Raw genomic sequence first — 25,063 nt, 5'->3', positions numbered from 1 at the left:
TTCTTTGGCACTTCAGGCTTTGGTGAAGACTTGTGCAATGTGTAGGTTTTTATAATGGAATTTTTAAATAATTTTTTCTCTACTAGTCAGTTTATTCCCCACGGACATTGCTACCTCTGGAAACCAGGATTGGTGTGGTTGCACCTGATTTCAGATGTATTAACTGGACTTGCTTATTATTCAATTCCAGTGATGTTGGTTTATTTTGTCCGTAAACGGCGAGATATGCCTTTCGGTTGGATATTCCTAATGTTTGGCACATTCATCGTTGCTTGTGGCACAACTCATTTAATGGATGTATGGACGCTTTGGTATCCTACCTATTAGCTATCAGGGTTGCTCAAAGCTATCACTGCTTTTGTCTCCGTATTAACGGCTATACAGCTTGTGCTATTAATGACGCAGATAATGGCTCTACCGAGTCCTGCCCAACTAGAGGCTGCAAACTACCAACTAGCAAAGGAAATTGCTGAACGCATACGGACTGAGGAGGTATTGAGGGAAAGCGAACAACGCTGGCAATTAGCTTTGCGAGGCAATAATGATGGAATTTGGGACTGGAATGTTAAAACCAATGAAGTTTTCTTCTCGGCTCGCTGGAAAGAAATGCTCGGTTATGAAGACCACGAAATTTCTAACCATTTAGATGAATGCGTGACACGAGTGCATCCGAACGATCTTGACTGGGTAAAACAAGCGGTTCAAGATCACTTTGCTCAGAAAACACCGTTTTACATTACCGAGTATCGAGCTTTATGTAAAGACGGCACCTATAAATGGATTTTAGATCGAGGGCAAGCATTGTGGGATGAAGATGGTAATGTAGTACGAATGGCAGGATCGCATACTGACATTACCGATCGCAAGCAAGTAGAGGAGACATTAAATAGCCTACTTAACCAACTAGAAAGCATGGTTGAAGAAAGGACAGCAGAGTTAACAAAAATCAACGAATCATTACAGACAGAAATTACTGAACGCCAGCGAATAGAAGAAGCACTGCGAGAGAGCGAACAGCGATTTCGTGCTGCATTCCACCAAGCTGCTGTTGGCATTGCCCATGTCGCAATCGATGGAAGCTGGTTGTTAGTTAATCAGAAGCTTTGCGATCTTCTCGGTTACACACTCGAAGAACTACAGTTGTTAACTTTCCAAGATATTACTCACCCAGACGATCTTAATACTAACCTGAAATATGTTGAGCAGATTTTAGCAGATAATATTCAAACTTACTCGATGGAAAAGCGCTATTTCCGCAAAGATAATTCCATAGTTTGGGTTAATCTCACTGTGTCTTTAATGCACGAATCTAGTGGGGAGCAAAAATATTTTATTTCTGTGGTCGAAGACATTAACGAACGGAAAGCCGCGCAGCGCGAACGCAAGCAGTGGGAGAAGCAAATTAAAGCATCACTATTAGAAAAAGAGGTGTTATTAAAAGAAATTTACCATCGAGTCAAAAATAATTTACAGGTTGTTTCTAGTCTGCTAAATCTGCAATCTGCATATATCAAAGACAAAGAAGATTTGGTAATATTTCAACAAAGCCAGCAGCGGATTGCATCAATGGCTCTCGTTCACGAAAAATTGTATCAATCTCAAGATTTGGCAAAGATTAATTTGGGTGAATATATTCGAGATTTGGTAGCCAGTTTATTTACTGCTTATGAAGTCAATGAAGATGCGATCGCTTTGACAATCAATACCGAAGATTGTATTTTTCTCGGTTTAGATACAGCAATTCCTTGTAGCTTAATTATCCATGAGCTTGTATCTAATTCCTTGAAATATGCATTTACCAAAGGCAGTAATGGTGCAATCAATATTGAAATAAAGAAAATAATTAATAATAATTTAATGCTGATAGTTAGTGATAACGGTATTGGCTTACCACTAAATTTTGATTTTAAAAAACTCGCATCATTAGGATGGGAGTTAGTGGATGCCTTAACCCATCAGTTAGCAGGAAATATCAATATTACAGGCTCTACTGGAGTAGAGTTTCAGGTGACATTTCCTTTACCATAAATACACAATTAATAAAAAATGACAAAGGCAAAAATTTTAGTTGTGGAAGATGAAGCTATTGTTGCTAAAGACTTACAATATCGGCTTAAAAAGTTTGGTTATACAGTGCCTGCTATTGCTTCTTCAGGAGAAGAAGCGATTAATATAGCAAGAGAAATATCTCCAGATTTAGTTTTGATGGATATCAAGCTTAAAGGGTCAATGGACGGGATACAAGCTGCTGAAGAAATCTATAAGCGTTTGGATATTCCAGTAATTTATTTGACTGCTTATGCAGATGAGAACACATTGGAACGAGCTAAGATAACTGAGCCGTTTGGCTACCTCCTAAAACCTTTTAAAGAAAGAGAATTACAAACAAATATTGAAATAACTTTGACTAAACATAGTTTGGAAAGGCAATTAAAAGTTAACAAAAAATGGCTGGATGCGCTTTTAAAAAGTATCAGCGATGGTGTTATTGCTAGCGATTTACAAGATATAATCACTTTTATGAATCCGGTTGCTGAAAATTTGACTGGATGGAAACAGGAAGAAGCTTGTGGCAGAAATTCCTCAGAAGTATTTAATATTGCTAATGGCAAAACTCATAACCCTATTGAAAGTCCGCTTATAAAAGTTCTTCAAGATGGGACGAGCGTTAATCTTCCCGCAGAAACAATTTTGATTACTAAAGATGGTGCAGAAATACCAATTGATGACAGCGCTGCACCGATTAAAGATGATAAAGATAAGATTACAGGCGCTGTATTAGTGTTTCGAGATATTACTGAGCACAAACAAGCAATTGAGGCGCGTCAAAAGCAAATTGAGCAAGAACAACTTCTGGTGCAATGGGAGGAGATAAATCAACTCAAAAATGACTTTTTGAATTTAGTTTCTCACGAACTGCGATCGCCTCTGAGTAGTATCAAGATGATGATTCAAATGATACAACTATCGAATAATACTGAGGATGCTCAACGCTATCTAAGATTAATGGAAAGCGAGTGCGATCGCGAACTAGAATTAATTAACGATCTACTAGACTTACAACAGCTAGAAAGCTCATCCTATCCAGTTATTACACCTAATGCGTTGCTCTTACAACAGTGGTTACTTTGGGTTATCGAGCCGTTTCAAATCCGCGTTCAAGAACATCAGCAAACTCTACAGCTGAATCTCCCTGCAAATCTCCCGCCGCTGTTATCAGATAGCATTAACTTGGAACGCATCGTAGTAGAATTGCTCAATAATGCCTGTAAATACACACCTGCGGGTGGTGAAATTGTCTTGAGTGTAAGTCACAATTCCTCGGAAGCACCTGCGAAAACTATTATTACTGTCAGTAATTCAGCAGAAATTCCGATAACAGAGTTACCACGGATATTTGATAAATTTTATCGTCTCCCCAATGCAGATATCTGGAATCAAGGTGGTTCGGGATTAGGTTTATCAATAGTACAAAAATTAGTCGAACAATTGCAAGGAAACATTCAAGTAGAAAGTAGCAATGGATGGACTACATTCACTCTTACATTAACTGATTTATAGTACTCGACAACTCAAAAATTGCTAAGTAAGTGTGGGGAGTAAAAAAGTTTTTCGTGTTGTTAAACCTTTGGAGACTTAGCAAAGTTTCCTTGGAAGACTAATAGGTTTTTGATATTAAAATTTTATAACTTTGATCGTTCTTGATGTTGGGTTTCACTGCCATCCAACCCAACCTGCATTAATAGATTCTATGATACAGCAGTTTGCAACAAGCGTGAGGTACAAAACCGAGGACTCAAAAATTAAATTATTCTTCTCCCTCCAGCATAGCTACCTCCTGCCTCCTGCCTCAAAACTAGTGACTTTGTACTTCATCCAAACGAAAACTGCTGTAAGTAATTAACCAGACTTGATATGAGATAATTAAAGCAAATTATTAAATATCAAAAAATGCCATTAACTATATCTTCCACACCTCAAGGTTTTAGTGCATTTATCACTAATTTGGGAATACGAGATACAACTGATGATTTTGTATTTATTAAATCATCAGTTCCTTGTGTTGCAGATGGAGTCTTCACTCAAAGTCTTTTTGCTGGGCCAAGTGTTACTATTAGCCGTGATAACTTAAAAGATTCACAAGCACAAGGAATTGTCATTATATCTAAAAATGCAAATGTAGCTAATGGTTATGTTGGCATCGCTGACGCCCAAGAGGTTCTGCAATTAGTTGCAACTGAAACTGGAATTGCTGCACATAATATCGTGATAGCTTCTACAGGTGTAATTGGCAGACGTTACCCCATTGAAAAAATCCGGGCTGGTTTATTAGGATTGGGCAAAAAATTGACTGATGCTGATTTTCATGCCGCCGCTCGTGGTATTATGACCACCGATACAGTAGCGAAACTAGCTACACGGCAAATAGGAAATGCCAAGCTAGTAGGAATTGCCAAAGGTGTTGGCATGATTGAGCCTAATATGGCTACACTCCTAACTTTCTTTTTTACTGACGCTGCAATTTCTGCAAATAACCTTCGTTCTATTTTTCGCTCTACTATAGATAAAACCTTTAATTGCCTGAGTGTAGACACTGACACTTCTACTAGTGACTCTGCTGTGATTCTAGCTAATGGAATAGCTGGTGAAGTTTCAGAATCAGATTTTGCTAGTGCATTGCAAGAAGTTGCACAGGAATTAGTCCTGAAAATTGCACGAGATGCAGAAGGTGCTACTAAGATAATTGAGGTGACTGTAGATTCAGCGATTAACTATGCACAAGCTAAAACAGTAGCGAAAGCAATTGTAAATTCACCATTAGTAAAAACTGCTGTTTACGGAGCAGATCCGAATTGGGGAAGAGTTGCTATGGCTATAGGCAAATGTGAAAATGAACAGCAGATAAATCCAGAAATAGTTATTATTCGTTTTGATAATGTGAAAGTTTATCCTAGTAGCTTAACTGAGGCAAATCTAGAACAGTTACGCAAAATTATGTCTAGAGATAAAGTAGATATTCATGTTAGTCTTAATATTGGCAAATCCTCTGCAACTGTATGGGGTTGCGATCTTTCAGAGGGTTATATAGAAATTAATGGTAAATACTCAACTTGATTAGACTTCTTGTACAAAAAACACGATATTAATAAGAAACATTGGAATGTTTCTCACAAACATTGCAATATTAATACGAAACATTGCAATATTCCTCACAAACATTGCAATATTAATACGAAACATTGCAATATTCTTCACAAACATCACGATATTAAGAAGAAACATTGCAATGTTTATAAAAAACATCATGATGTTGGTGAGAAGAGCTTCTGTTAAAACCTAATTAACCCTCTTCTATCACTTTGGGGAAAGAAAAATAAATGTAGGTTGGGTTGAACAAAGTGAAACCCAACTTTTCTAAGGTCTTTGGGTGTTGGGTTTCGTTCCTCAACCCAACCTACGTCTAAATTGATAAAAGTCATGAGAAATAAGGGTTTTAGATTTTTCTCTACCGATAGTGATTAAAGAGGATTAAAACAGCTACCCCTGCGCTATTTTATGAAAAAAATTCTTACTAGTCTTTTGACTGTGGGTGTTTGTCTAACGCCTTTAACAGTAATGCTCATATAGGAATCTGATTTGATTTATGAAAAAATCTAAGTATCTGTAGGGGAGCCAGCCGCGTGGGCGGGTTTCCCGACTTGAGCAGACTGGCGTTGTGTTATGGCGTAGCCTAACGCACCTAAATCGTTAACTGGTGCGTTAGCCTTTGGCGTAACGCACCCTACGTGTATTTCAGAAATCAAATATGAGTCCTATAGCTTAACCCAGATGGCAGGGTGGTTTCATACGAAAAAAGAAAAATACATAAGTCTTGATTTCTCGTGAAAGTGGCATGGCTTTTTCCCTCACTTCCATTCCTCTCCCCCACGGGGGGAGAGGCTTTGAAACCCAGTTTTAATTTTTCTTTGCTTGTATGAAACCACCCTGCTATAGCTTAACCCAGATGGGGACAGACTTATATCATGTCCGGTCAAAGACTTATGATTTAGACCGCAGTTCTTGCAGGGAGCAGGGAGCAGGGGAAAAGAGACTTTTCCGATTTTTGCACAGATCCGGTAATCATAAGTGATTAACCGGACTTGATATTACAGCAGTTTTCATGTATTTGAACCACATCTGTCGTAAGGGCACAGCATTGCTGTGCCCCTACCGCATGGTCTATTTACCTGAAAATAGCTGTAAAACTCGCGATCGCAAGAAGCACAAAGACTGCTAGAGCATTTCATGTATTTGAACCATATCTGTCGTAAGGGCACAGCATTCCTCATAGGTGTAAACTTCAGGTAGAAGTTATGTAAGAGAAAGGGTTCTAGGGTTGCCCTCATGCCCTAACCCCTTCTCTCTACAAACCAATTCATTTACAGCAACTTATCTGGTGTAATTGGCAGATCGCGAATTCGCTTACCTGTGGCATGATAAACTGCATTAGATACGGCAGCAGCTACCCCAACAATCGGAAGTTCTCCCAAGCTTTTGGTTCCTAGTGCATTCACATAAGGATCGCGTTCTTCAATAAATTGTACTTCCATATTGGGGATATCTGCATGAACCGGAATCAGATAATCAGAAAGGTTAGCACCAACTATTCTGCCCTGATTAGCATCCATTACAGTTTTCTCCATCAGCGCCATACCAATTCCCCAGGTAATCCCGCCGATAACTTGACTCCGCGCTGTCTTGAAGTTGAGAATTCGCCCTGCATCATAAACGCCTACGCAACGTCTAACTTTGATTTCTCCTAACAATTCATCAACTGCAACTTCGACAAATATCGCCCCAAAAGAGTGTTTGGCGTATTCTTTGCTCTCTGGGTTGAGTGACGATTCCTCTGTAAATTCTAAACTTTCTAATCCATGACGGCGCAGAATATCGGTGTATTTGTCTCGCTTCGATGGGTCTTGTTTTAAGAATATTTCCCCTGACTCAACGGTAATATCTTCTGCTTGCGAGCCATAAAGCAGAGAATTTGCATCTTCGATCGCCATTTTAATTATCTTATCCCGTGCCGCGATCGCTGCTTTATACACTGCCGGGGAAACACTAGCAACTGTCATTGAGTTCCCTGTAATCGGGGCTTTGGGAAGATTGCTATCACCTAATTCAAACTGCACTGGTAATCCTAAGACTTCAGCAGCTACCTGCGTCATCACTGTATACGTGCCAGTACCGATATCTTGAGTACCACTTTGTACTTTCACTTCTCCAGTGGCAAAAATTTCTACCTTGACTGATGCAGTTCTAGCATTGGTGGGAAACGTCGCACTTGCCATTCCCCAACCAATCAGGAAATGACGATCTCGCATGGAACGGGGAACTGGATTGCGTTGTAACCAACCAAAAATTTCTGCCCCTTTTTGGTAACATTCTTTCAGGGATTTACTTGACCAAGGTAATCCTTTGTGCGGATCGATATCTGCATGATTTCTTAATCTTAGTTCAATTGGGTCAATATTTAAGGTGTATGCCAATTCATCCATTGCCGATTCTAAGGCAAACATTCCCGGCGCTTCTCCTGGCCCCCGCATAAAGGTTGGTGTGCCGGCGTTGATGCGTCCCAAACGGTATTTAATTTCCAAATTGGGACAGGCGTACATCATGGTTGTTGCTGCACCCACTGGTTCGGCAAAGTCATCAAACAGGGAAGTTAAAGATGTACCAATTTGCTCGATCAGGGTTAGTTTGCCTTCCTTGGTTGCACCTAACGTTAGCTGCTGCTGAGTTTCGGATCTGTGGCCGCAAGCAGTGTACATTTGCGATCGCGTTAGCACAACTTTTACAGGGCGTTTTACTTGACGAGCTGCGATCGCTGCTAAAATCGTATGCGATCGCAGCAGCGCTTTACAACCAAATCCGCCGCCTAAATATTTGGAGATGACGCGGACATTTTCTTCGGGAATATTCAGAATAGATGCAATTCGGCTTTGGGTTGCAGAAATGCCTTGAGTGGTTTCATACAGCGTCAAATTATCCCCTGACCACATTGCGATCGTTGCAGAAGGTTCTAGGGGATTATGATGTTCTATTGGCGTGGTATAAATTTGCTCTACCAAGACATCTGCCTGTACTTTCCCCGATTCAACATCCCCTCTGGTGACTTTAGCTGGCATCATACCAAAAAATATCGATTCAGGTTCAAATATCTCTGTACGTGCCATTGTGACTGTCGGAATAGCTTCCTCGTAGATAATTTTTACCCTAGAGGCAGCAGTTTCGGCTTGTTCTAAAGTTTGGGCAATTACAATCCCCAGATGTTGACCATCGTAGTAAATGTTATGGTCTTTTTCGGTTGACTGGGGTTGTTGAGGGCCAAAGAAGGGTATTTTTACCAGAGATGGGGTTTGTTGGTAAGTAACGACATCTAGCACGCCAGGGGCGACTGCGGCTGCGGATGCGTCTATTTGGATAATTTTACCACTGGCGATCGCGCTTTGAAAAATCACTCCATAAGTTAAATTCTCTATTGGCACATCGGCTGTGTAAGGTGCTTCTCCCGTTACTTTCAGTCTGCCATCAACGCGATCGAGTGGTTTCCCAATAATTTTATTCATATCAATTAATTATTAATCCTCTTCCTTGTCCCCTTCTGTCACAACTGAGAGTGCGCGTACCAAAGCGCGTTTGACTAACTCAATTTTGAATTCATTGTGTGTTTGCGGTTTTGCTTCTTTGACGGCTGCGGCGGCTGCGACTGTAAAAATATCTTCGTTAATTGCTTTCCCTTTTAGAAATTCCTCAGCTTCCCAAGCACGCCAAGGTTTGGGTGCTACTCCTCCAAAAGCGATGCGTGCTGATTTTATCGTGTCTTCTTCTATATCCAAAGCAACAGCTACAGAAACAAGAGCAAATTCGTAAGAAGCACGATCCCTTACTTTTAAATAATGGGATTTATATGCAAAATCTGAAACTTCAATGGCAACAATTAATTCTCCAGGCTGTAATAGAGTTTCTTTTGCTGGTGTCTCGCCTGGTAAGAGATAAAAATCATGAATTGAAATTCGCCGTGATTTTTCTACCCCTTGGATGCAAATCACTGCATCTAATGCCGTCAAAGCTACAGCTAAATCGGAAGGATGAACGGCAATGCAATGTTCGCTAGCTCCGAAAATGGAATGCATTCGATTGTAACCTGTAATTGCCGAACAACCTATACCGGGAATGCGTTTATTACAAGGAAAAACCGGATCGCGAAAATAACCACAGCGGACTCGTTGCAGTAAATTACCACCCACTGTTGCCATATTTCGCAGTTGCGGTGAAGCACTTTGTAATAAAGCTTGGCTAATTACGGGATAACATTCCTGAATTTGGGGATGAAAAGCCACGTCACTCATTCGAGAGATAGCACCAATGCGGATTCCCTGAGGTTGAGATTCAATATCTGCTAAAGGCAAACTATTAATATCAATTAATATATTCGCTGTTTGGACTCCATCTTTCATTAATCCCAGCAAATCTGTGCCACCAGCAATAAATGCAGCAGTTTTGTCTTGCTCAACTGTGGCGATCGCCACTTCTTGTAAAGTAACTTTAGCATAACTAAATGGCTGCATTTTCTATTTCCTCTAACACATCCCGAATCGCCGCAACAATATTTGGATATGCTCCACAACGGCAAAGGTTTCCACTCATTTTTTCTCGAATTTCTGTCTCAGATTTTGGCGATTCTTCTAATATCATCCCTACGGCTGAGATAATTTGACCTGATGTACAGTAACCACATTGAAAAGCATCATGGGTAATAAAGGCTGTTTGCATGGGGTGGAGTTTACCATCTTGTGCTAATCCCTCAATTGTGGTAATTTCAGTACCGATGTGCATAATTGCCAAAGTCATACAAGAGTTAATTCGCCGATTATTAACTAATACAGTACACGCACCACATTCACCGCGATCGCAAGCTTTTTTAGTGCCCATTAGACCCAGCTTTTCTCGAAGTGCATCTAGTAAAGTCACACGAGGTTCTATCTTCAGGGAGTAAGATAGATTATTAACATTCAGCGATAATTCTACTTCTTCTGAACCGAATATTTTCGTTTCCTGGGTAAATGAGTCTGAAGTTATTAACGCTAAAGAATTTTCTTCCATGTCTCATGTAGATAATAATTACATCATTTACTATAGTAACGATAAAAAGTCTGCGGTTCTTCTAGCTAGACTTCCTGAGATTTATAATTAAGAGTGAATTCTGACTTAATAATATGAACACAAATCTTACTCAGAAATTATCCCAACCCATAGTAAAGAAAGTTGCGATTGTCGGTGCTGGCCCAGGTGGTTTGGCTGCTGCGATCGCACTGAGAAGCCAAGGGATAGAGGTTCAAGTATACGAAAAAGCCCAAGAATTTCGTCCGGCGGGAACTGGACTAGGACTAGCTCCGAATGGCTTGAATTCTCTAGATGCGATCGCGCCGGGAATTGTCGAAACCCTCAAAAGTTCAGGATGCGAGGTTCACCACACGGTTTTAAAGAATATTCAGTCTGAGACAATCCGAACTAACGCAACTAAATATTTAGAACAATACGGACAACCGTTGTTAACTGTTTGGTGGTATCGTCTACAGCAAGTTTTAGCATCGAGATTGCCGCCTGAAATCATTCACCTCAATCATCGCTGCATCGGCTTTGAGCAAGATGCAAACGGTGTAGAAATTCATTTTGATGGTAAAAAATCAGTAGATGCAGATTTGCTGATTGGGGCTGATGGCGTTAACTCTGCGATCAGACAAACTTTATTTGGCGAGGGTAAGCCTAATTATATCGGTAGTATGTGTTGGCGTGCCGTCATCAAGTATCGCCACGAGCTATTTAATGACTATGAACTAGTTTTTGTTAAAGGCAATAAACAGTTTATGTACCTTCTCAATGTCGGCGGCGGCTATACCAGTTGGATTAGTCGGAAGTTTTCGCCTGAGTACTCCCTTTCCCACAGCGCCAATGAAGTGAAATCTCGCATTCTTGATGAATTAGCCGACTGGGATAAATCCTTCCGGGTGGTGGTAGAAGCGACACCAGCCGAGGAAATTTGGGAAGGGCCAATTTGCGATCGCCCACCGTTAACTCAATGGAGTCAAGGCAGAGTGACTCTCTTAGGCGATGCCGCTCATCCAATGGCACCTGCAATGGCACAAGGAGCCAATACCACTTTTGAAGATGCATACCAACTGCGAGAGTGTTTTTCTGATTCAACTAATCTGCAAGAAGCTCTGACTAGCTACGAACAGTGTCGCATCGAGCGGACAAAACTCATTCAAGCTCGTAGTGCCTTGGGTGAAATGCGGTACTATGACATTAACACCGTGGCATCTACTGAGCAGACGCAACGCCAAATGGGTCTTAATGATGATTTTCACAAATGGGTGTACAATTTTAAGCCATCTGTAAAAAGTTAAATTTTAGTGTGGTATTAGTAAAGTTACTTTTATCGCAACTAGCGCATAAACTTACAGCAAGGACTAATCTTATCGAGTAATTTGAGCCTATCAGAAGTGACTGTTTTTAGTCAAGCCCTCAAACACAACAAATTCGTTGAATAATTGAGAATTACTCGCGTAAAATCAACATAACTTAATCAGATTATTAATTTTTGTAAGAAGTGATGCCATTATCTCTTTGGAGTAAATTGAAGTATTAAATCTCGTTTTAGAGTTACTAATTTACCCCTATTGTTGGTCGAGATTCAGCGGAAGTAATTAACTTAGTAGCTATCTAGGTTTAATTTCCTGAAACTTTTCGATTGTTAGAAAGATTTCTTCATCAGCTATTTGACTATTGTAATCGATATTAATTTTGGTTGGATAGCCGAGTTTTGCATTGTATTCTACATCCAGGTTGAATGCCTTACGGTTGATCGCATCTTGAATCACATTAAAAAGCTTGGGAATTGTGTTGTATTGTTGAAAAAATTGCGGATTAACTGGTTTACCTGTAGCGACAGAAGTGATGGAAGTTGTTTGACCATTACGCACTTCAATAACCACTGGCCCTCTAGCATCTTGTATACAGAAGCAACTGTTGCTAACTGTAATCCGATAGTTAGAAATATTTGCTTGTTCCCACAAACGTTTATTAAATCTTAACCGTCTTAAATTCAAGTTATTATTCGTTTGCGTTTGATATTGTGTTTTCTCTGCGGGAGTTTCGGAGATTGCTGATAGGTTCAGACCTAGAGATAGCAATAGTGCTGCACTGATAATGATAGGTAAACGCATATTAATCCATTTATTGGTTTTCAAAGCTCTAACTATTATTATGATACAGCGAATTTTAACTTATTTGCGAGAGTTTGTTTAAATAAGTTTTATTTTGGAATTAATTTTTTCGTAGATAAATGAATCTGCATTTTCTCAGAATACCATCTATAATCCAATTTTCCAGACATCAATTAGGAACTTTGCCGAAATATTTTCGATCGCCCAAAATTGCCTCATTGTCCAAAGCGATGCCTACAGCTAGCTACGCCTACGCAGCAACCCTAAGTTTTGCGTATCTATATAGATTTAACTCATAAAAAATAAGCACAACAAGAGACTTTCAAGGCTGTTTGTGTCGTGTTACCTGCGACAAGATAAATTATAATCCTCCCCTAACTTGAAGTATGAGGAGGATTCAATTATCCCTAATTAGCAATGTTGGTGATTGTGGCTATTAGGATTTAGCTGCAAGCTTGCAGATATGCCTTAGCTTCTCTATGGATTTTGAGAGATGTTTACGCAACGATCTCAAAGTTTGTAGCTGATAATAATGGTGGGGCTGTGAATTGATTGTTATCGTTATCAATGTTGGCAAACAAACTACCTGTCCCCAAGCCTGGTGATGTCAAGTTTTGGTTGAAGAACAAGTTGCCAGTTCCAAGACTATAACTAATGAGTCCATAGCTAGTTGCAGCTGCTGCATCATTAGCTACTATCGTAATTTGGTACAAATTATTGAGTCCGGTAAAAGTTGTCTTATCGAGGACAATTTTATCGCTATAGTTGCTGAAGTCAGTAATTTTATCAACACCTAGATCGGCACTATTGTACCCAGTACCTGAGTTGAATACAAAGCGATCGCTACCAGCACCACCAGTCAGGATGTCATTACCTTTACCACCTCGTAATATATCGTTACCAGCATCTCCATAGAGGTTGTCATTGCCAGCACCACCATAGAGAATGTCATTACCCTCACCACCGAAAGCTCTCAACGGTGTCGCTGTGCCACTACCATCAAGAAAGTCATTGCCAGCCCCGCCTGTGAACCATACCGCATTTACAGAAGTTGCTGACAGGTTATTGACATCAAGGATGTCATCACCTCCACCACCATTGATTTCAAACCTCTCTGCACTGTCTACAGTCAGAGTGAAGGGAACTAGGTTCAGCCGATCGAAGATTGCTCTACCTTGAGCATCTTGTTGCAGGCGGAAGTTGTCTCCCGCAGCTGCTGCGCCGTTGACCTCAACCACGTCATAGCCAGCATTACCACTGATTCTGTCGCTACCATCACCATTGTTCCAGATCAGGCGATCGTTGCCGTTTCCACCAGTGAAGGTGTCGTTGCCACGATTTCCAAGTATGGTATCGTTCCCGTCCCCACCAGATAGATAGTCAATACCATCGCCACCTCGTAACAGATCGTTACCAGTATCGCCATAAAGATTGTCGTTGCCAGTACCACCTGTCAAACTGTCATTACCCTCACCACCAAAGGCTCTCAAAGGTGTCGCTGTGCCACTACCATCCAGCACATCATTTCCAGCCCCGCCTGTGAACCATACCGCATTTACAGAAGTTGCTGACAGGTTGTTGACAGCGAGGATGTCATCACCACCCCCACCATTGATTTCAAACCTCTCTGCACTGTCTACAGTTAGAGTGAAGGGAACCAAGTTCAGCCGATCGAAGATTGCTCTACCTTGAGCATCTTGTTGCAGGCGGAAGTTGTCTCCCACACCCGCGCCGTTGACCTCAACCACGTCATAGCCAGCATTACCACTGATTCTGTCGCTACCATCACCATTGTTCCAGATTAGGCGATCGTTGCCGTTTCCACCAGTGAAGGTGTCGTTGCCACGATTTCCAAGTATGGTATCGTTCCCGTCCCCACCAGATAGATAGTCGATACCATCGCCACCTTGTAACAGGTCGTTACCAGCATTTCCATAAAGGCTATCATTTCCACCCAAACCATTGAAGTTATCAGAAGCGGCATTACTAATACCTACATCTGCTCCATTAGTCGGCCCTGGGCCTGGAATCCAACTTACTGCCATGATTAATACTCCTAATTCTTAATTTATCTAAGTAAACAATGAGTTCCTAATACTTCATTTTTAAGAAATGTATGGAAGTACTAGTTTCTCTCTACGAACTACAAAACTTATAGTTTTTAGCTGCTAAGTATTAATCAGAGATATGTTCTTCTTTTATGCAGAAGATTGGTTTTTGTAAAATTTCTTCACTATGAGTTTTAGAGACAGACCTGACCTTTTCACATCATTTTAAAAAGAGAGAAGAGCTCGTGAATGCCTTTTGCAAGCTAGCTTATGACTGTTTGAGCTATTTTAGTTAAAGTTTAAAATAGTGCTTCTGATCTGCGAGGATTAAATATCTATCTTAAATTTACAACCTAATGCCTAAGTATATCCATCGCTTCAGATGTATTGATTACACAGTCGGAAATCACTTTTATGAAAAGAGCCAAATCCTATTAAAAGCAATGCCAAAAAATAATTTCAAGCGTTAGAACAAAACGTACAATCAATATCTTACGTAGTGTAATAGACATTACATTCAAGACAGGATTTAGTGTCATGTGTTTTTATACCCATCCATAGTCCAATCTTCAAGGCATAAATTAGGAACTTTGCTAAAATCTCTATGATTGCGAGTAACTAAAATTGCTTCGTTAACCAGAGCGATCGCAGCAATTCTTAAGTCTTGTGTACCTATCTGGATTTTTTGCTGGCGCAAACTTTGATAGTAACTGTATGCTGCGTCATCGAAATCCAGCAAATTCATACTACAAAAGTAAATCTGGGTTATTCGCAAATTTCGATAAGCAACTGCTAGCAGTTCTGATTTAGTAGCACATTTGCTAATAGAAGCTAGTCTGCCTTTCAACTGTTCTTCTAGTGTGACTGTTGTAATAAATATGTTGGAACTTCCGACAGCTTGAGCGCGTTGTAGAATTTTAGAATTACCATGTTGAGAAAGAGTAACATGATCGGTATCGAGGATATATTGGCTCAAGCTGACTGATTCTCCTCTAAAGAAGCTTCATAAGCAGTGATTTCTGCATCTAATTCACGTCGATTTACAGCCATATTTTCTACAAAATCATCAAAAAGTGGGTCATCTTTGAAAATTCCATCAAATTTAACCCAAGGATTGGACTCTTTAACCTGCTGTTGCTGTTGCAAGATTGGCAAACAACAAAGCCGTAATGTGACCCACCATAAGTAAGACATAATAGGGCTGTTGAACTCACTATCATTAATTAAACCGTGAGCCATGCGGTTTCTTAAATTTGAACCAGAACGCTCAATTAGTAAACCCTGGAGATCAAAAAGTGTGTCTTCATCAAAAATTGAGTTTATTTGTGGATAGTTGCGGGGGAAAAGAGTAGTATTCAAATCACGTTCATCTTCAATTCCCTTATCGATATCAATTTTTGATGGTAGCGCACCCTGCCTTCGCAGTAAATAACGAATAGAATTCTCAATTTGAGGAATGAGAATATGGGTGGATGTAAGCAGATCTCCTGTTAGTCCAGCGTAAAGCCCTTTCGCAAACTGATATTCTCTCCCTGCTGGGACAAAGGGGTTGTTTGAAACAATTGGAAATAAGTCTTTTATTTGTAGACTATGTTCTATATTTATTTGATACCTGGCTGGTTCGATATAAGCTTGAGCGTGAAGTTTTTGATAGTAGATTGCATTTTTATACATCTCAAAACGAATTGATTCTTCTACCTGCTCTGGATTATTGGATAAGCCTAACTTGGGTTGACGAGCTACAACTTTACCCATCTGATTAATCATTGAAGATGGGAATAAATGATATATGGGATTTTCAACAGCTATTTCTAACACCTCTTGTCGAAGCTGGGAGACTTTAGGTGGTGTTCCTATAAATGCTAGAGAAAAGAGTGCATCATCAAATTCTTTCCCTTTAACGTGTGATCTAGCTATATTCACCTGAGCAGTAATATCTGTTTCATAAGACATAGAAACTAACTCATTTATGGATTGCTCCTGATACTGGCTAAGAAGCTTGCGAACCTCCTCAGCTTTTTCTTTTGCAGGAATAGTTTCTTGCTTAGTACCTCGGACATTCATAAAAGCTTCAAAACCTTTCTCCATAAAATGTGATGCACGCAGGTAGCTTGGATCTGTACCCTTAAGGCTATCTTCAGCTTCTTTTACATAAGTTTCAGCCGCCTGCATTTGTGCTGTACGTTCCTTCTCTTCATCTTTTTCAAAACGATGCCATTGTGCTTTAATTTCCCAATAGTTTCTAGCTCTACGCCAATCATTGTTTGATTCTGCTAGGGTTGCGGCTTTCTTAGCTAGAGCAGCGTATTTAGTCGGATTACCGAGTTTGTATTCTTGTAAAAGCTCCATAAGTTTTGCTGACAGCCACAGTGGATCTTCTCCGTTGTAACGATCAAGAACTGCCTCTATGTGTGCGACAACTAATTCAGCTTGATAATTAATTTTGCGTGCTAGCCGAAGTGCCCGTTCAATCCTCTTGAAACACCAACTCCACTTTTCAGGATCTTCTAATTCTGTGGCAGATTGTAAGTAGGCTGTAACTGCTAACTGTGCCATCCGATAATTGCGCTTTTTGACCCAGAGAATGTCCGCAATTCGTGCTTCAAGTTCTGGATCTGATACTTCAGGAGCAATTTCAGTAAGAAAATTTAAATGTTCATCAGTAAGATTTTGGAAAACTTTAGCAAAAAATTCCTCTGTAGATTCTGGCTTGATTGCAGCACCAGTCAGTAACGCCAGAATCTCAAAGACAGACTGTTCTCTGACATTTTCTGCCTCTTTTGCTTCCTGTGCCTTGTTCCAGAAGACTCTGTTGTAAGCACCACACTCTTTTCTCTGGCTGCTATTAATTACGTCCTGCCAGCGAGAGTTAATAAAATCTTCTTTAGTAAGAGGAGGGTTTATTAATGGCATAGTCTAGAATTACTGAGCTATATGTCTACTATGCCAAATCTAAAATAATGTAGGTAAAATCTATAAATTAACATTCCCCGGCAGAGCCAGAGAATGAGAGAATACTAACTTGCGGCTAAATTGCCCCAACTTACGTAGGGTAATTTTGTAGCAGTTGCCCGAACTTGGTCGGCGTTAGCTACCAACTGACCGCAAGCGTCCCAAGTTCCAGAAATAAATGTGCTTCTTGTACCTTCACCGATCGCAACTGAAACAATATAATCACCAATTTGCACTTGCAAGGTTTCCAAATCCACTGTTACGGCGGCTTGAGGATTGGCAGCGACTAAATCTTGCAGTTGTTTAACACTAACAGCATCGGCTGTCAGACAAGGTATGCCCATTGCCACACAGTTACCAAAAAAGATTTCGGCAAAGCTTTCACCAATTAAAGCTTGGATTCCCCATTTTGCGATCGCTTGGGGTGCATGTTCCCGTGATGAACCACAGCCAAAGTTACGATTGACTATTAAAATATTTGCCCCTTGGTACTGCGGTTGATCGAAGGGATGTTTGCCTTGAAGTGCTGTCCGATCGTCGATAAATGCGCCTTCACCTAACCCATCAAAGGTAACGGCTTTCAAATATCGCGCGGGAATGATGCGATCGGTATCTATATCATTACCCACTAAGGGTATACCGCGCCCTGAAACTGTTTTAACTTCACTCACCATAAACTTGACAAAGGGATTGGGGACTGGGGACTGGGGACTGGGGATTGGGGACTGGGGACTGGGGACTGGGGATTGGGGATTGGGGACTGGGGACTGGGGACTGGGGACTGGGGATTGGAGACTGGGGATTGGAGACTGGGGCAGAGGAGCAAAGGAGAATAATTCATAACCAATGCCCAATGCCCCATGCCCAATGGCCCTTTGTAAATTACAACAACTCGCGCACATCAGAGACTTCGCCTTTAATCGCAGCAGTGGCGACCATCGCCGGACTCATTAACAATGTCCGACCAGAAGAGGAACCTTGTCTTCCTTTAAAGTTGCGGTTGGAGGAAGAAGCGCTGATTTGTCTTCCTTGTAGCTTATCAGGGTTCATGGCTAGGCACATAGAACAGCCCGGTTCGCGCCACTCAAATCCGGCTTCTTGAAAGATTTTATCTAGTCCTTCAGCTTCTGCCTCTTCCTTCACCCTTTCCGAACCAGGGACAACGAAGGCTTTGATTCCCTCTGCAACGTGGCGACCTTTAGCGATTTTCGCGGCTTCTCGCAAATCACTAATTCTGCCGTTGGTGCAACTACCAATAAAGCAGACATCTATTTTTGTGCCCTTGATGGGTTGACCAGGATATAAATCCATGTAGCGGTAAGCTTCTTCGGCAATAAATCGGTCTTCTTCCAGCAGTTCTTCTGGTTGAGGTACTGACTGGTTGACACCAATACCTTGATCGGGAGTAATGCCCCAGGTAACGGTAGGAGAAATTTCCGCAGCGTCGAATACGACCACATCATCATATTGCGCATCAGTATCACTCTTGATGGATTCCCACCAAGCCACTGCTTGATCCCAATCTGCATATTTGGGTGCAAAGTCTCTGCCTTTGAGGTAATCGTAGGTGACACGATCGGGATTGACATAGCCGCATCTAGCACCGCCTTCGATCGCCATATTGCAGACAGTCATTCTCTCTTCCATATTCATTTGCTCAAAGGTCGTACCTGCGAATTCATAGGCATAGCCCACGCCACCTTTAACACCAAGGGTGCGGATGATATGTAAAATTACATCTTTGGCGTAAACTCCAGGGTTAAGAGTGCCGTTAACTTCAATTTTGCGGACTTTCAGTTTGGAGAGGGCGAGGGTTTGGGAAGCGAGAACATCCCGAACTTGGCTAGTACCAATACCAAATGCGATCGCACCAAATGCCCCATGACTGGAAGTATGACTATCTCCACAAGCGATCGTCATTCCTGGCTGGGTGAGTCCAAGTTCTGGAGCGATAACATGAACTATACCCTGACTGCCAGAACCAATATTGTAAAAAGTTATGTTATTTTCTTGACAGTTATTTTCGAGCGCCTGAATCATTTCCTCTGCCAAGTTATCGGCAAAGGGACGCGCCTGGTTTTCTGTGGGCACAATATGATCGACTGTGGCGACGGTACGCTGTGGAAAGAGTACCTTTAGACCCCTCTCGCGTAACATAGCAAAGGCTTGAGGACTGGTGACTTCATGAATTAGATGAAGCCCGATAAATAGTTGCGTTAGCCCTGAGGGAAGTGTACCAACGGTGTGTAAGTCCCAAACTTTGTCAAACAGGGTACCTTTGCTCATACGTCAATCAATATTTAAAGAGTCCGGTCTTAAATAGTATCAAAAAAAAGTCTTGGTTTTTACAGATCGCTTCATATTACTTACATCTTTACACTCTTATTTCTCTGTGCCGCGCCAGTTGCTACAACGGGGGGCTTCGGGGCCCCCTTTGGGGATGGGGGAAGACCCCCCTTCGGGTTCACCAGTCACCTACGGCGGGAAACCCGCCTACAGCGCTGGATTCACCGCAACGCACTGGCTTCTCTGTGCCTCTGTGGTTTCAATCTTCCTTAACGAACCGCAGAGGCGCTGAGAACACAGAGGAAGAGAGAAGAGAGATAATATCACCTTTGAGGTAACAAAAGCGAAAATTATCCGAAATATTGAGATGCAAAGATGTAAATAATTTTATCCTTTTCCACAAGGATATGTTAAGACAATACCAGATTATTGCACTACCAGGTTATGTCCATAGATTTACGGGAATTTTATCAGGCTAGCGATCCCAGCAGAACTCTGTTTGTCAACAATAGCTCTGATGGCAAGTATTATATAGATTTTTCTTCGGTACGAGGTGGTGATATTCTTGGCAAGCTGAAGCAGAAAATTACTTTTTTTAAGCCGAATGAACCCACTTGCACTTTATTTACTGGACATATTGGTTGTGGGAAATCGACAGAACTATTACGGTTACAGGCAGAACTGGAAAAGTTAGGTTTTCATGTGGTCTATTTTGAGTCCAGTGATGACTTGGAAATGACTGATGTTGATATTGCTGATGTGCTGCTAGCGATCGCTCGTCGTGTAAGTCAAAGTCTGGATAAAATTACCTTGGAGGCACCTAATAAGTTTAATGAGTTGCTGCAAGGTGCTTGGAAGGTCTTAAACTCCGAGGTGACGGCGGGAAAAGTTAAGCTTCCGGTGGTTGGGGATGTCGGTTTATCCGCAGATAAAGAAAAGTTTTCTCTGTCTGTGGGCATTGGTGAAATCACCGCGAAGATGAAAAATGACCCAATGCTGCGAGAAAAACTTAATCAGTATTTAGCACCGCAAAAAACTAAGCTGCTGGAAGCGATTAATCAAGAATTGTTGGAACCTGCGATCGCTAAACTCAAACAGCAGGGTAAAAATGGTCTGGTGGTAATTGTCGATAATCTTGACCGCATAGATAATCGTGCCAAACCTTGGGGTCGTCCACAGCAGGAATATTTATTTGTCGATCAGGGTGAGTTTTTAACAAGGCTTAATTGTCATCTACTCTACACCATGCCCTTGGCTTTGAAGTTTTCCAATGATTACGGAATGCTAACTCAGCGTTTCCCAGAAGATCCCAAGGTGTTACCTATGGTACCTGTACAAAGGACTGATGGCAGTGTTCATACACAGGGAATGGCACTCATGCAGCAGATGGTACTAGCGAGAGCTTTTCCTAATTTGACAGAACAGGAACGTTTAAATCAAGTTACCGAGATTTTTGATAGTGCTACTAGCCTAGAGCGGTTATGTAAAATGAGCGGTGGTCATGTGCGGGATGTGCTGAGGCTGCTGAATACCTGGATTATGGAAGAGATGAGTCTTCCCCTAACTCGTGAAACCTTAGAGCAAGTAATTCGTTCTCGGCGGAATGAAATAATGTTACCGATTTCTGAGGATGAGTGGCAATTGTTACGTCATGTCAAGGAAAGGAAAAAGGTGAGTGATGACCACGGATATCAAAAACTGATCCGCAGTCGGTTTGTGTTTGAATATCGGGATGGTGGGGAGTCTTGGTTTGATGTTAATCCAGTTTTGGCAGAAGCAAGAGAGTTGAATGTTCCTTAACAGTAGGGTGTGTTACGGCTTCCGTAACGCACCATCCCCAGTACACAACCGACATCTTCCGTAACGCAGCATCTCAGGTTTTCGGTGCGTTACGCTTCGCGGTAACACACCCTACACGCACACTGTACATAAGTTTATGAATCCAGAACAACCATCAGAAGATGACCATGTAAACAGCGATCGCACTCTGGCACAATTAGCTTGGGCAATCGAATCCTCTGTGGGACAGTTTAAGCTGATTTTGGCACGGTGTAATTATGCTAGCTTGCGCGATCGCTTAATCTCCAGACTGCGAGAAATTTGTCAAGTTGAAATTCGTGTCTTGACGGTGCAGCAATCGAACAGGACTCTTTATACTGCGATTCAAGAAGAATTCGGCAAAGAAATACCAGCTTGCGTGATGGTTGTGGGTTTGGAATCAGTGCAGAATTTGTCTGTGATGTTAACCTCTGCTAATCAGGTGCGGGAAGAGTTTCGCAAGAATTTTGCTTTTCCCTTAGTGTTCTGGATTGACGATGAAATTTACAGACACCTAATACAGCTAGCGCCAGATTTGGAAAGTTGGGCAACTACGAGAAATTTTGCCATATCAACACAGCAATTAGTAGATTTTATCATCCAAACGGCTAATCAATGGTTTAGTAATAATTTGCAATTTAGCGTCAATGTATATTTTAAGCTGGAAAATGAGTTAGAAGCAGCGCAAAGAGATTTAATTAAAAAGCCAGATATTTATAATTTAGATATTCAAGCTAACTTAGAATCTTTATTAGGTTTTATTAAACAGATAAATAATCAAAGAAATTCGGCATTAGAGCATTATCACAAAGCTTATAAGCTCTGGCAGCACAGTCATAATTTAGAAAAACAGGTAAAAATCATCGGTGAAATTACCTTTTGCTGTTATCTCAAAGCTTTGAAACATCAAGATATCAATTGTCAAGATTGGCAGACAACTTGGCATTATCTTCAAGAGTATATAAACTTTATTAACCAGTTCCAAAATCCAGACTTAATTGCTAATGCAGTAGTTAAATTCGGTGATATCTTGCGAGACTTGAAAAAGTGGGAAATATTGCAGAGTCTTTCGGAACAAGCTTTAGTAATCCATCAAAATAACAAACAGCTAAAGGAATTAGCCAAAGATTACGGTTTTTTAGCTGAGGTGGCTTTGGCTCAAAAAAACTGGGTAAAAGCAAATCAGTTAGTTAAGCAAGCATTAGAAGTTTTTGCTGCGATTCCAAATCTGGAATCAGCTAATATATCAGAGATTTTATCTGATATTCCCGAAAGGGTTTTAAAATCAAAAGACTTGAGCTTATATCAGTTTATTTTAGGTCGTTCTCAATACAACTTAGGTCAAATTCGACAGGCAACTTTCAGCGTAGAAATTGCTAGAAATGTGGGGAATCCCCTAGAAGATGTCAGGCTTTACTTGGATATTCTCAGGTTTTTGCAGCAGCTTTATTTTGAGCAGAAAGAATATCTCAAAGCATACAAAATTAAACAGCAACGGCGTTCTATTGAACAGCAATTTGGCTTGCGGGCTTTTATTGGTGCGGGTAAGTTAGAAGCTACAAAACAGGCATTTGTAGAGTCATTGCGCTCAAACTCTCCCCAAGGAAATATTGCCCCAGAAATTGCTGCATCTGGTCGCCTCTTGGATGTAGAACGTTTAATTGAACGCATGGGTCGTCCTGATTATAAGCTAATAGTAATTCATGGGCAATCGGGTGTGGGCAAAAGTTCCCTGGTGAATGCGGGATTGATACCAGCTTTAAAGAATAAAGCAATCGGTACTCAAGATTATTTGCCGGTGGTAATGCGCGTTTACACCAACTGGGTGGAAGAGTTGCGGAAGCTTTTGGGGAGAGATGACGGAGATGAGAGGGATAAGGGAGATGAGAGAGAGTTAGAACCTCAACGTTCACCCTCAGAAGGTCAACGTTCAGCTTCAGAAGGTCAACGTTCAGCTTCAGAAGGTCAACGTTCAGCTTCAGAAGGTCAACGTTCAGCTTCAGAAGGTCAACGTTCAGCTTCAGAAGGTCAACTTTCAGCTTCAGAAGGTCAACGTTCACCCTCAGAAGGTCAACGTTCACCCTCAGAAGGTCAACGTTCAGCTTCAGAAGGTCAACTTTCATCCTCAGAAGGTCAACTTTCACCCTCAGAACTCGGAACTCCGCAATATTTAATATCCAGACTTAAAGAAAACGAACAGCACAACCTCCGCACGGTGCTAATTTTCGATCAATTTGAAGAATTTTTCTTTGTTTACACCGAACCTGCACAAAGAAAGCAATTCTTTGAGTTTCTGGGAGAGTGTCTGAATGTTCTATCAGTGAAAGTTATCTTATCGCTGCGGGTAGATTACATCCATTACTTGCTGGAGTGCAATGATTTGTCCAGTCTCAAGATTATTGGCAATGACATTCTCAGTAATAATGTGCTTTACAAGTTGGGGAACTTCTCACCGGCTGATACCAAGTCAATTATTCAGCGTTTAACTGAAAATACTAGTTTTCACTTAGAAGATGCTTTAGTTGAACAACTGGTGCAAGATTTAGCCGGCGAATTGGGTGAAGTTCGTCCCATTGAGTTGCAGGTTGTGGGGGCGCAACTGCAAACGGAGAATATTACAACTCTGGCAGAATATCGACAGCGTGGCACTAAGGGGGAATTGGTTAAGCGTTATTTGGATGAAGTTGTTAATGATTGCGGTGAAGAAAATCAGCAAGCAGCAGACATATTACTCTATTTACTGACCGATGAAAAAGGAACTCGCCCTTTAAAGACTCGCGCTGAGTTGAAAGCAGATTTTGAGCCGTACTTCTTGGAGATCCCCCCAACCCCCCTTAAAAAGGGGGGCTTTATTCTCTTCACCCCCTTTTTAAGGGGGTCGCCGCAGGCGGGGGGATCAAAAGCTAGCGCAGAACAAGCTTCTGAAATCAGTAAATTAGATTTAGTGTTAAAGATTTTTGTCCAATCCGGCTTGGTGGTTTTGTTACCAGAAAACCCGGCTGACCGTTATCAACTGGTACATGACTACATCGCTACCTTTATCCGCCAGCAACAGGAACCGAAGTTAAAGCAGGTGATGGCGGAACTGGAAAAGGAACGAAAAGAAAGAAAACTGAGTGAGGCGAAACTGAATAGCTTTCTCAAACGCGCCCTTTTTGGTACTGTGGCCGCAGGTTTAGGATTTGCTGGGTTAGCAGCGGCAACATTCCAGTGGTCAGTAGAGGCAAATGTTAATCAAATTAGCGCCATCAATAATTCTTCGGAAGCCTTTGCTGTCTCTGGAAAATATCCAGATGCTTTAATAGCAGCTTTAAAGGCAGGTAGCAAACTCAAGCATACAATTTGGGCACAGCACAGAAACGATATCTTAATGCAAACTGTGGCAACTTTACAGCAAGCAGTTTATTTAAAGCCAAAGGAGAAGAAAGAAAATCGTGCGATCGAGGTGAATACATTAGAAGGTCATAACAGTCCGGTTAATAGTGTCACCTACAGCCCCAATGGACAACAGTTAGCTTCTGCTAGTGCTGACAAGACCATCAAAATCTGGGATGTCAGCAGCGGTAAACTCCTCAAAACCCTGACTGGTCATAGTAGTCCGGTTAATAGTGTCACCTACAGCCCCAATGGACAACAGTTAGCTTCTGCTAGTGCTGACAAGACCATCAAAATCTGGGATGTCAGCAGCGG

The 25,063-nt window shown here is 41.3% G+C and carries 17 protein-coding genes and 1 pseudogene; 8 read left to right on the top strand and 10 right to left on the bottom strand.

The genetic code is table 11. The features are described 5' to 3' along the window. Positions 1–54 precede the first annotated feature (54 nt). The 5 genes and pseudogenes from V7K41_RS17410 to argJ all read left to right on the top strand — a co-directional run bounded on the left by V7K41_RS17410 (position 55) and on the right by argJ (position 5,115). Positions 55–327, top strand: a complete 273-nt coding sequence (locus V7K41_RS17410; RefSeq protein WP_334850084.1) for a hypothetical protein — start codon at positions 55–57, stop codon at positions 325–327. A 126-nt stretch (positions 328–453) separates the two neighbouring features. Then, positions 454–930, top strand: a pseudogene (locus tag V7K41_RS32925) (PAS domain-containing protein); the annotation flags it as partial. Next, complete coding sequence (locus tag V7K41_RS17405) at positions 913–2,028, top strand: PAS domain S-box protein (RefSeq protein WP_442943214.1); 1,116 nt, start codon at positions 913–915, stop codon at positions 2,026–2,028. The pseudogene V7K41_RS32925 and the gene V7K41_RS17405, both read left to right, overlap by 18 nt. An 18-nt stretch (positions 2,029–2,046) precedes the next feature. After that, a complete protein-coding gene (locus V7K41_RS17400; RefSeq protein WP_334850080.1) occupies positions 2,047–3,561 on the top strand; it encodes a hybrid sensor histidine kinase/response regulator in 1,515 nt (504 codons plus the stop codon). 390 nt (positions 3,562–3,951) lie between these two features. Beyond that, positions 3,952–5,115, top strand: a complete 1,164-nt coding sequence (argJ, locus tag V7K41_RS17395) for a bifunctional glutamate N-acetyltransferase/amino-acid acetyltransferase ArgJ (RefSeq protein WP_334850076.1) — start codon at positions 3,952–3,954, stop codon at positions 5,113–5,115. Between the two features lie 539 nt (positions 5,116–5,654). Here the strand turns inward: argJ and V7K41_RS17390 are convergent. The 4 genes from V7K41_RS17390 to V7K41_RS17375 all read right to left on the bottom strand — a co-directional run bounded on the left by V7K41_RS17390 (position 5,655) and on the right by V7K41_RS17375 (position 10,146). Further along, positions 5,655–5,804: a hypothetical protein gene (locus V7K41_RS17390; protein WP_334850074.1), complete on the bottom strand. Its 150-nt coding sequence runs from the start codon at positions 5,802–5,804 to the stop codon at positions 5,655–5,657. Between the two features lie 615 nt (positions 5,805–6,419). Continuing rightward, positions 6,420–8,609: a xanthine dehydrogenase family protein molybdopterin-binding subunit gene (locus tag V7K41_RS17385; RefSeq protein ID WP_334850073.1), complete on the bottom strand. Its 2,190-nt coding sequence runs from the start codon at positions 8,607–8,609 to the stop codon at positions 6,420–6,422. 12 nt (positions 8,610–8,621) lie between these two features. Continuing rightward, the gene (locus tag V7K41_RS17380; protein ID WP_334850072.1) at positions 8,622–9,611 is read right to left on the bottom strand and encodes an FAD binding domain-containing protein; all 990 of its coding nucleotides are present in this window, start codon (positions 9,609–9,611) and stop codon (positions 8,622–8,624) included. After that, complete coding sequence (locus V7K41_RS17375; RefSeq protein WP_334850070.1) at positions 9,598–10,146, bottom strand: (2Fe-2S)-binding protein; 549 nt, start codon at positions 10,144–10,146, stop codon at positions 9,598–9,600. Before V7K41_RS17375 ends, V7K41_RS17380 begins: the two co-directional genes overlap by 14 nt. 113 nt (positions 10,147–10,259) lie before the next feature. Between V7K41_RS17375 and V7K41_RS17370 the strand changes: the two genes are divergently transcribed. Further along, the gene (locus tag V7K41_RS17370) at positions 10,260–11,450 is read left to right on the top strand and encodes an FAD-dependent monooxygenase (protein ID WP_334850068.1); all 1,191 of its coding nucleotides are present in this window, start codon (positions 10,260–10,262) and stop codon (positions 11,448–11,450) included. Positions 11,451–11,762: 312 nt separating this feature from the next. Here the strand turns inward: V7K41_RS17370 and V7K41_RS17365 are convergent, their stop codons facing one another. The 6 genes from V7K41_RS17365 to leuC all read right to left on the bottom strand — a co-directional run bounded on the left by V7K41_RS17365 (position 11,763) and on the right by leuC (position 19,555). Continuing rightward, positions 11,763–12,269: a DUF6174 domain-containing protein gene (locus tag V7K41_RS17365; protein WP_334850067.1), complete on the bottom strand. Its 507-nt coding sequence runs from the start codon at positions 12,267–12,269 to the stop codon at positions 11,763–11,765. 497 nt (positions 12,270–12,766) lie between these two features. Then, a complete protein-coding gene (locus tag V7K41_RS17360; RefSeq protein ID WP_334850065.1) occupies positions 12,767–14,314 on the bottom strand; it encodes a calcium-binding protein in 1,548 nt (515 codons plus the stop codon). Positions 14,315–14,852: 538 nt separating this feature from the next. Beyond that, a complete protein-coding gene (locus V7K41_RS17355) occupies positions 14,853–15,293 on the bottom strand; it encodes a type II toxin-antitoxin system VapC family toxin (protein ID WP_334850063.1) in 441 nt (146 codons plus the stop codon). Further along, positions 15,290–17,230 (bottom strand): DUF4209 domain-containing protein, encoded by a 1,941-nt coding sequence (locus V7K41_RS17350; protein WP_334850062.1) that lies wholly within the window; start codon positions 17,228–17,230, stop codon positions 15,290–15,292. The genes V7K41_RS17355 and V7K41_RS17350 overlap by 4 nt, the downstream gene beginning before the upstream one ends. 104 nt (positions 17,231–17,334) lie before the next feature. Then, positions 17,335–17,943 (bottom strand): 3-isopropylmalate dehydratase small subunit, encoded by a 609-nt coding sequence (gene leuD / locus V7K41_RS17345; protein ID WP_334850060.1) that lies wholly within the window; start codon positions 17,941–17,943, stop codon positions 17,335–17,337. 208 nt (positions 17,944–18,151) lie between these two features. Then, positions 18,152–19,555 carry a 3-isopropylmalate dehydratase large subunit gene (gene leuC / locus V7K41_RS17340; protein WP_334850058.1) on the bottom strand — a complete coding sequence of 468 codons (1,404 nt, stop codon included), beginning with the start codon at positions 19,553–19,555 and terminating at the stop codon, positions 18,152–18,154. A gap of 444 nt (positions 19,556–19,999) precedes the next feature. Between leuC and V7K41_RS17335 the strand changes: the two genes are divergently transcribed. Continuing rightward, positions 20,000–21,355 carry a P-loop NTPase fold protein gene (locus V7K41_RS17335; protein ID WP_334850056.1) on the top strand — a complete coding sequence of 452 codons (1,356 nt, stop codon included), beginning with the start codon at positions 20,000–20,002 and terminating at the stop codon, positions 21,353–21,355. A 136-nt stretch (positions 21,356–21,491) separates the two neighbouring features. After that, positions 21,492–25,063, top strand: a 3,572-nt coding sequence (locus V7K41_RS17330) for an nSTAND1 domain-containing NTPase (protein WP_442943213.1), incomplete at its 3' end; no start/stop codon positions are given.

Source organism: Nostoc sp. (genome assembly GCF_036917415.1).
Classification (GTDB): domain Bacteria; phylum Cyanobacteriota; class Cyanobacteriia; order Cyanobacteriales; family Nostocaceae; genus Nostoc.
The sequence above is the reverse complement of the archived record's forward strand: the minus strand, read 5'-3'. Positions and strand labels throughout refer to the sequence as shown.

Bases quoted from the DNA above. Each gene is read 5' to 3' on its own strand.
- V7K41_RS17410 (WP_334850084.1), top strand. From the start codon at position 55: ATGGAATTTTTAAATAATTTTTTCTCTACTAGTCAGTTTATTCCCCAC.
- V7K41_RS17405 (WP_442943214.1), top strand. From the start codon at position 913: ATGGTTGAAGAAAGGACAGCAGAGTTAACAAAAATCAACGAATCATTA.
- V7K41_RS17400 (WP_334850080.1), top strand. From the start codon at position 2,047: ATGACAAAGGCAAAAATTTTAGTTGTGGAAGATGAAGCTATTGTTGCT.
- argJ (WP_334850076.1), top strand. From the start codon at position 3,952: ATGCCATTAACTATATCTTCCACACCTCAAGGTTTTAGTGCATTTATC.
- V7K41_RS17385 (WP_334850073.1), bottom strand. From the start codon at position 8,609: ATGAATAAAATTATTGGGAAACCACTCGATCGCGTTGATGGCAGACTG.
- V7K41_RS17380 (WP_334850072.1), bottom strand. From the start codon at position 9,611: ATGCAGCCATTTAGTTATGCTAAAGTTACTTTACAAGAAGTGGCGATC.
- V7K41_RS17375 (WP_334850070.1), bottom strand. From the start codon at position 10,146: ATGGAAGAAAATTCTTTAGCGTTAATAACTTCAGACTCATTTACCCAG.
- V7K41_RS17370 (WP_334850068.1), top strand. From the start codon at position 10,260: ATGAACACAAATCTTACTCAGAAATTATCCCAACCCATAGTAAAGAAA.
- V7K41_RS17365 (WP_334850067.1), bottom strand. From the start codon at position 12,269: ATGCGTTTACCTATCATTATCAGTGCAGCACTATTGCTATCTCTAGGT.
- V7K41_RS17360 (WP_334850065.1), bottom strand. From the start codon at position 14,314: ATGGCAGTAAGTTGGATTCCAGGCCCAGGGCCGACTAATGGAGCAGAT.
- V7K41_RS17350 (WP_334850062.1), bottom strand. From the start codon at position 17,230: ATGCCATTAATAAACCCTCCTCTTACTAAAGAAGATTTTATTAACTCT.
- leuD (WP_334850060.1), bottom strand. From the start codon at position 17,943: ATGGTGAGTGAAGTTAAAACAGTTTCAGGGCGCGGTATACCCTTAGTG.
- leuC (WP_334850058.1), bottom strand. From the start codon at position 19,555: ATGAGCAAAGGTACCCTGTTTGACAAAGTTTGGGACTTACACACCGTT.
- V7K41_RS17335 (WP_334850056.1), top strand. From the start codon at position 20,000: ATGTCCATAGATTTACGGGAATTTTATCAGGCTAGCGATCCCAGCAGA.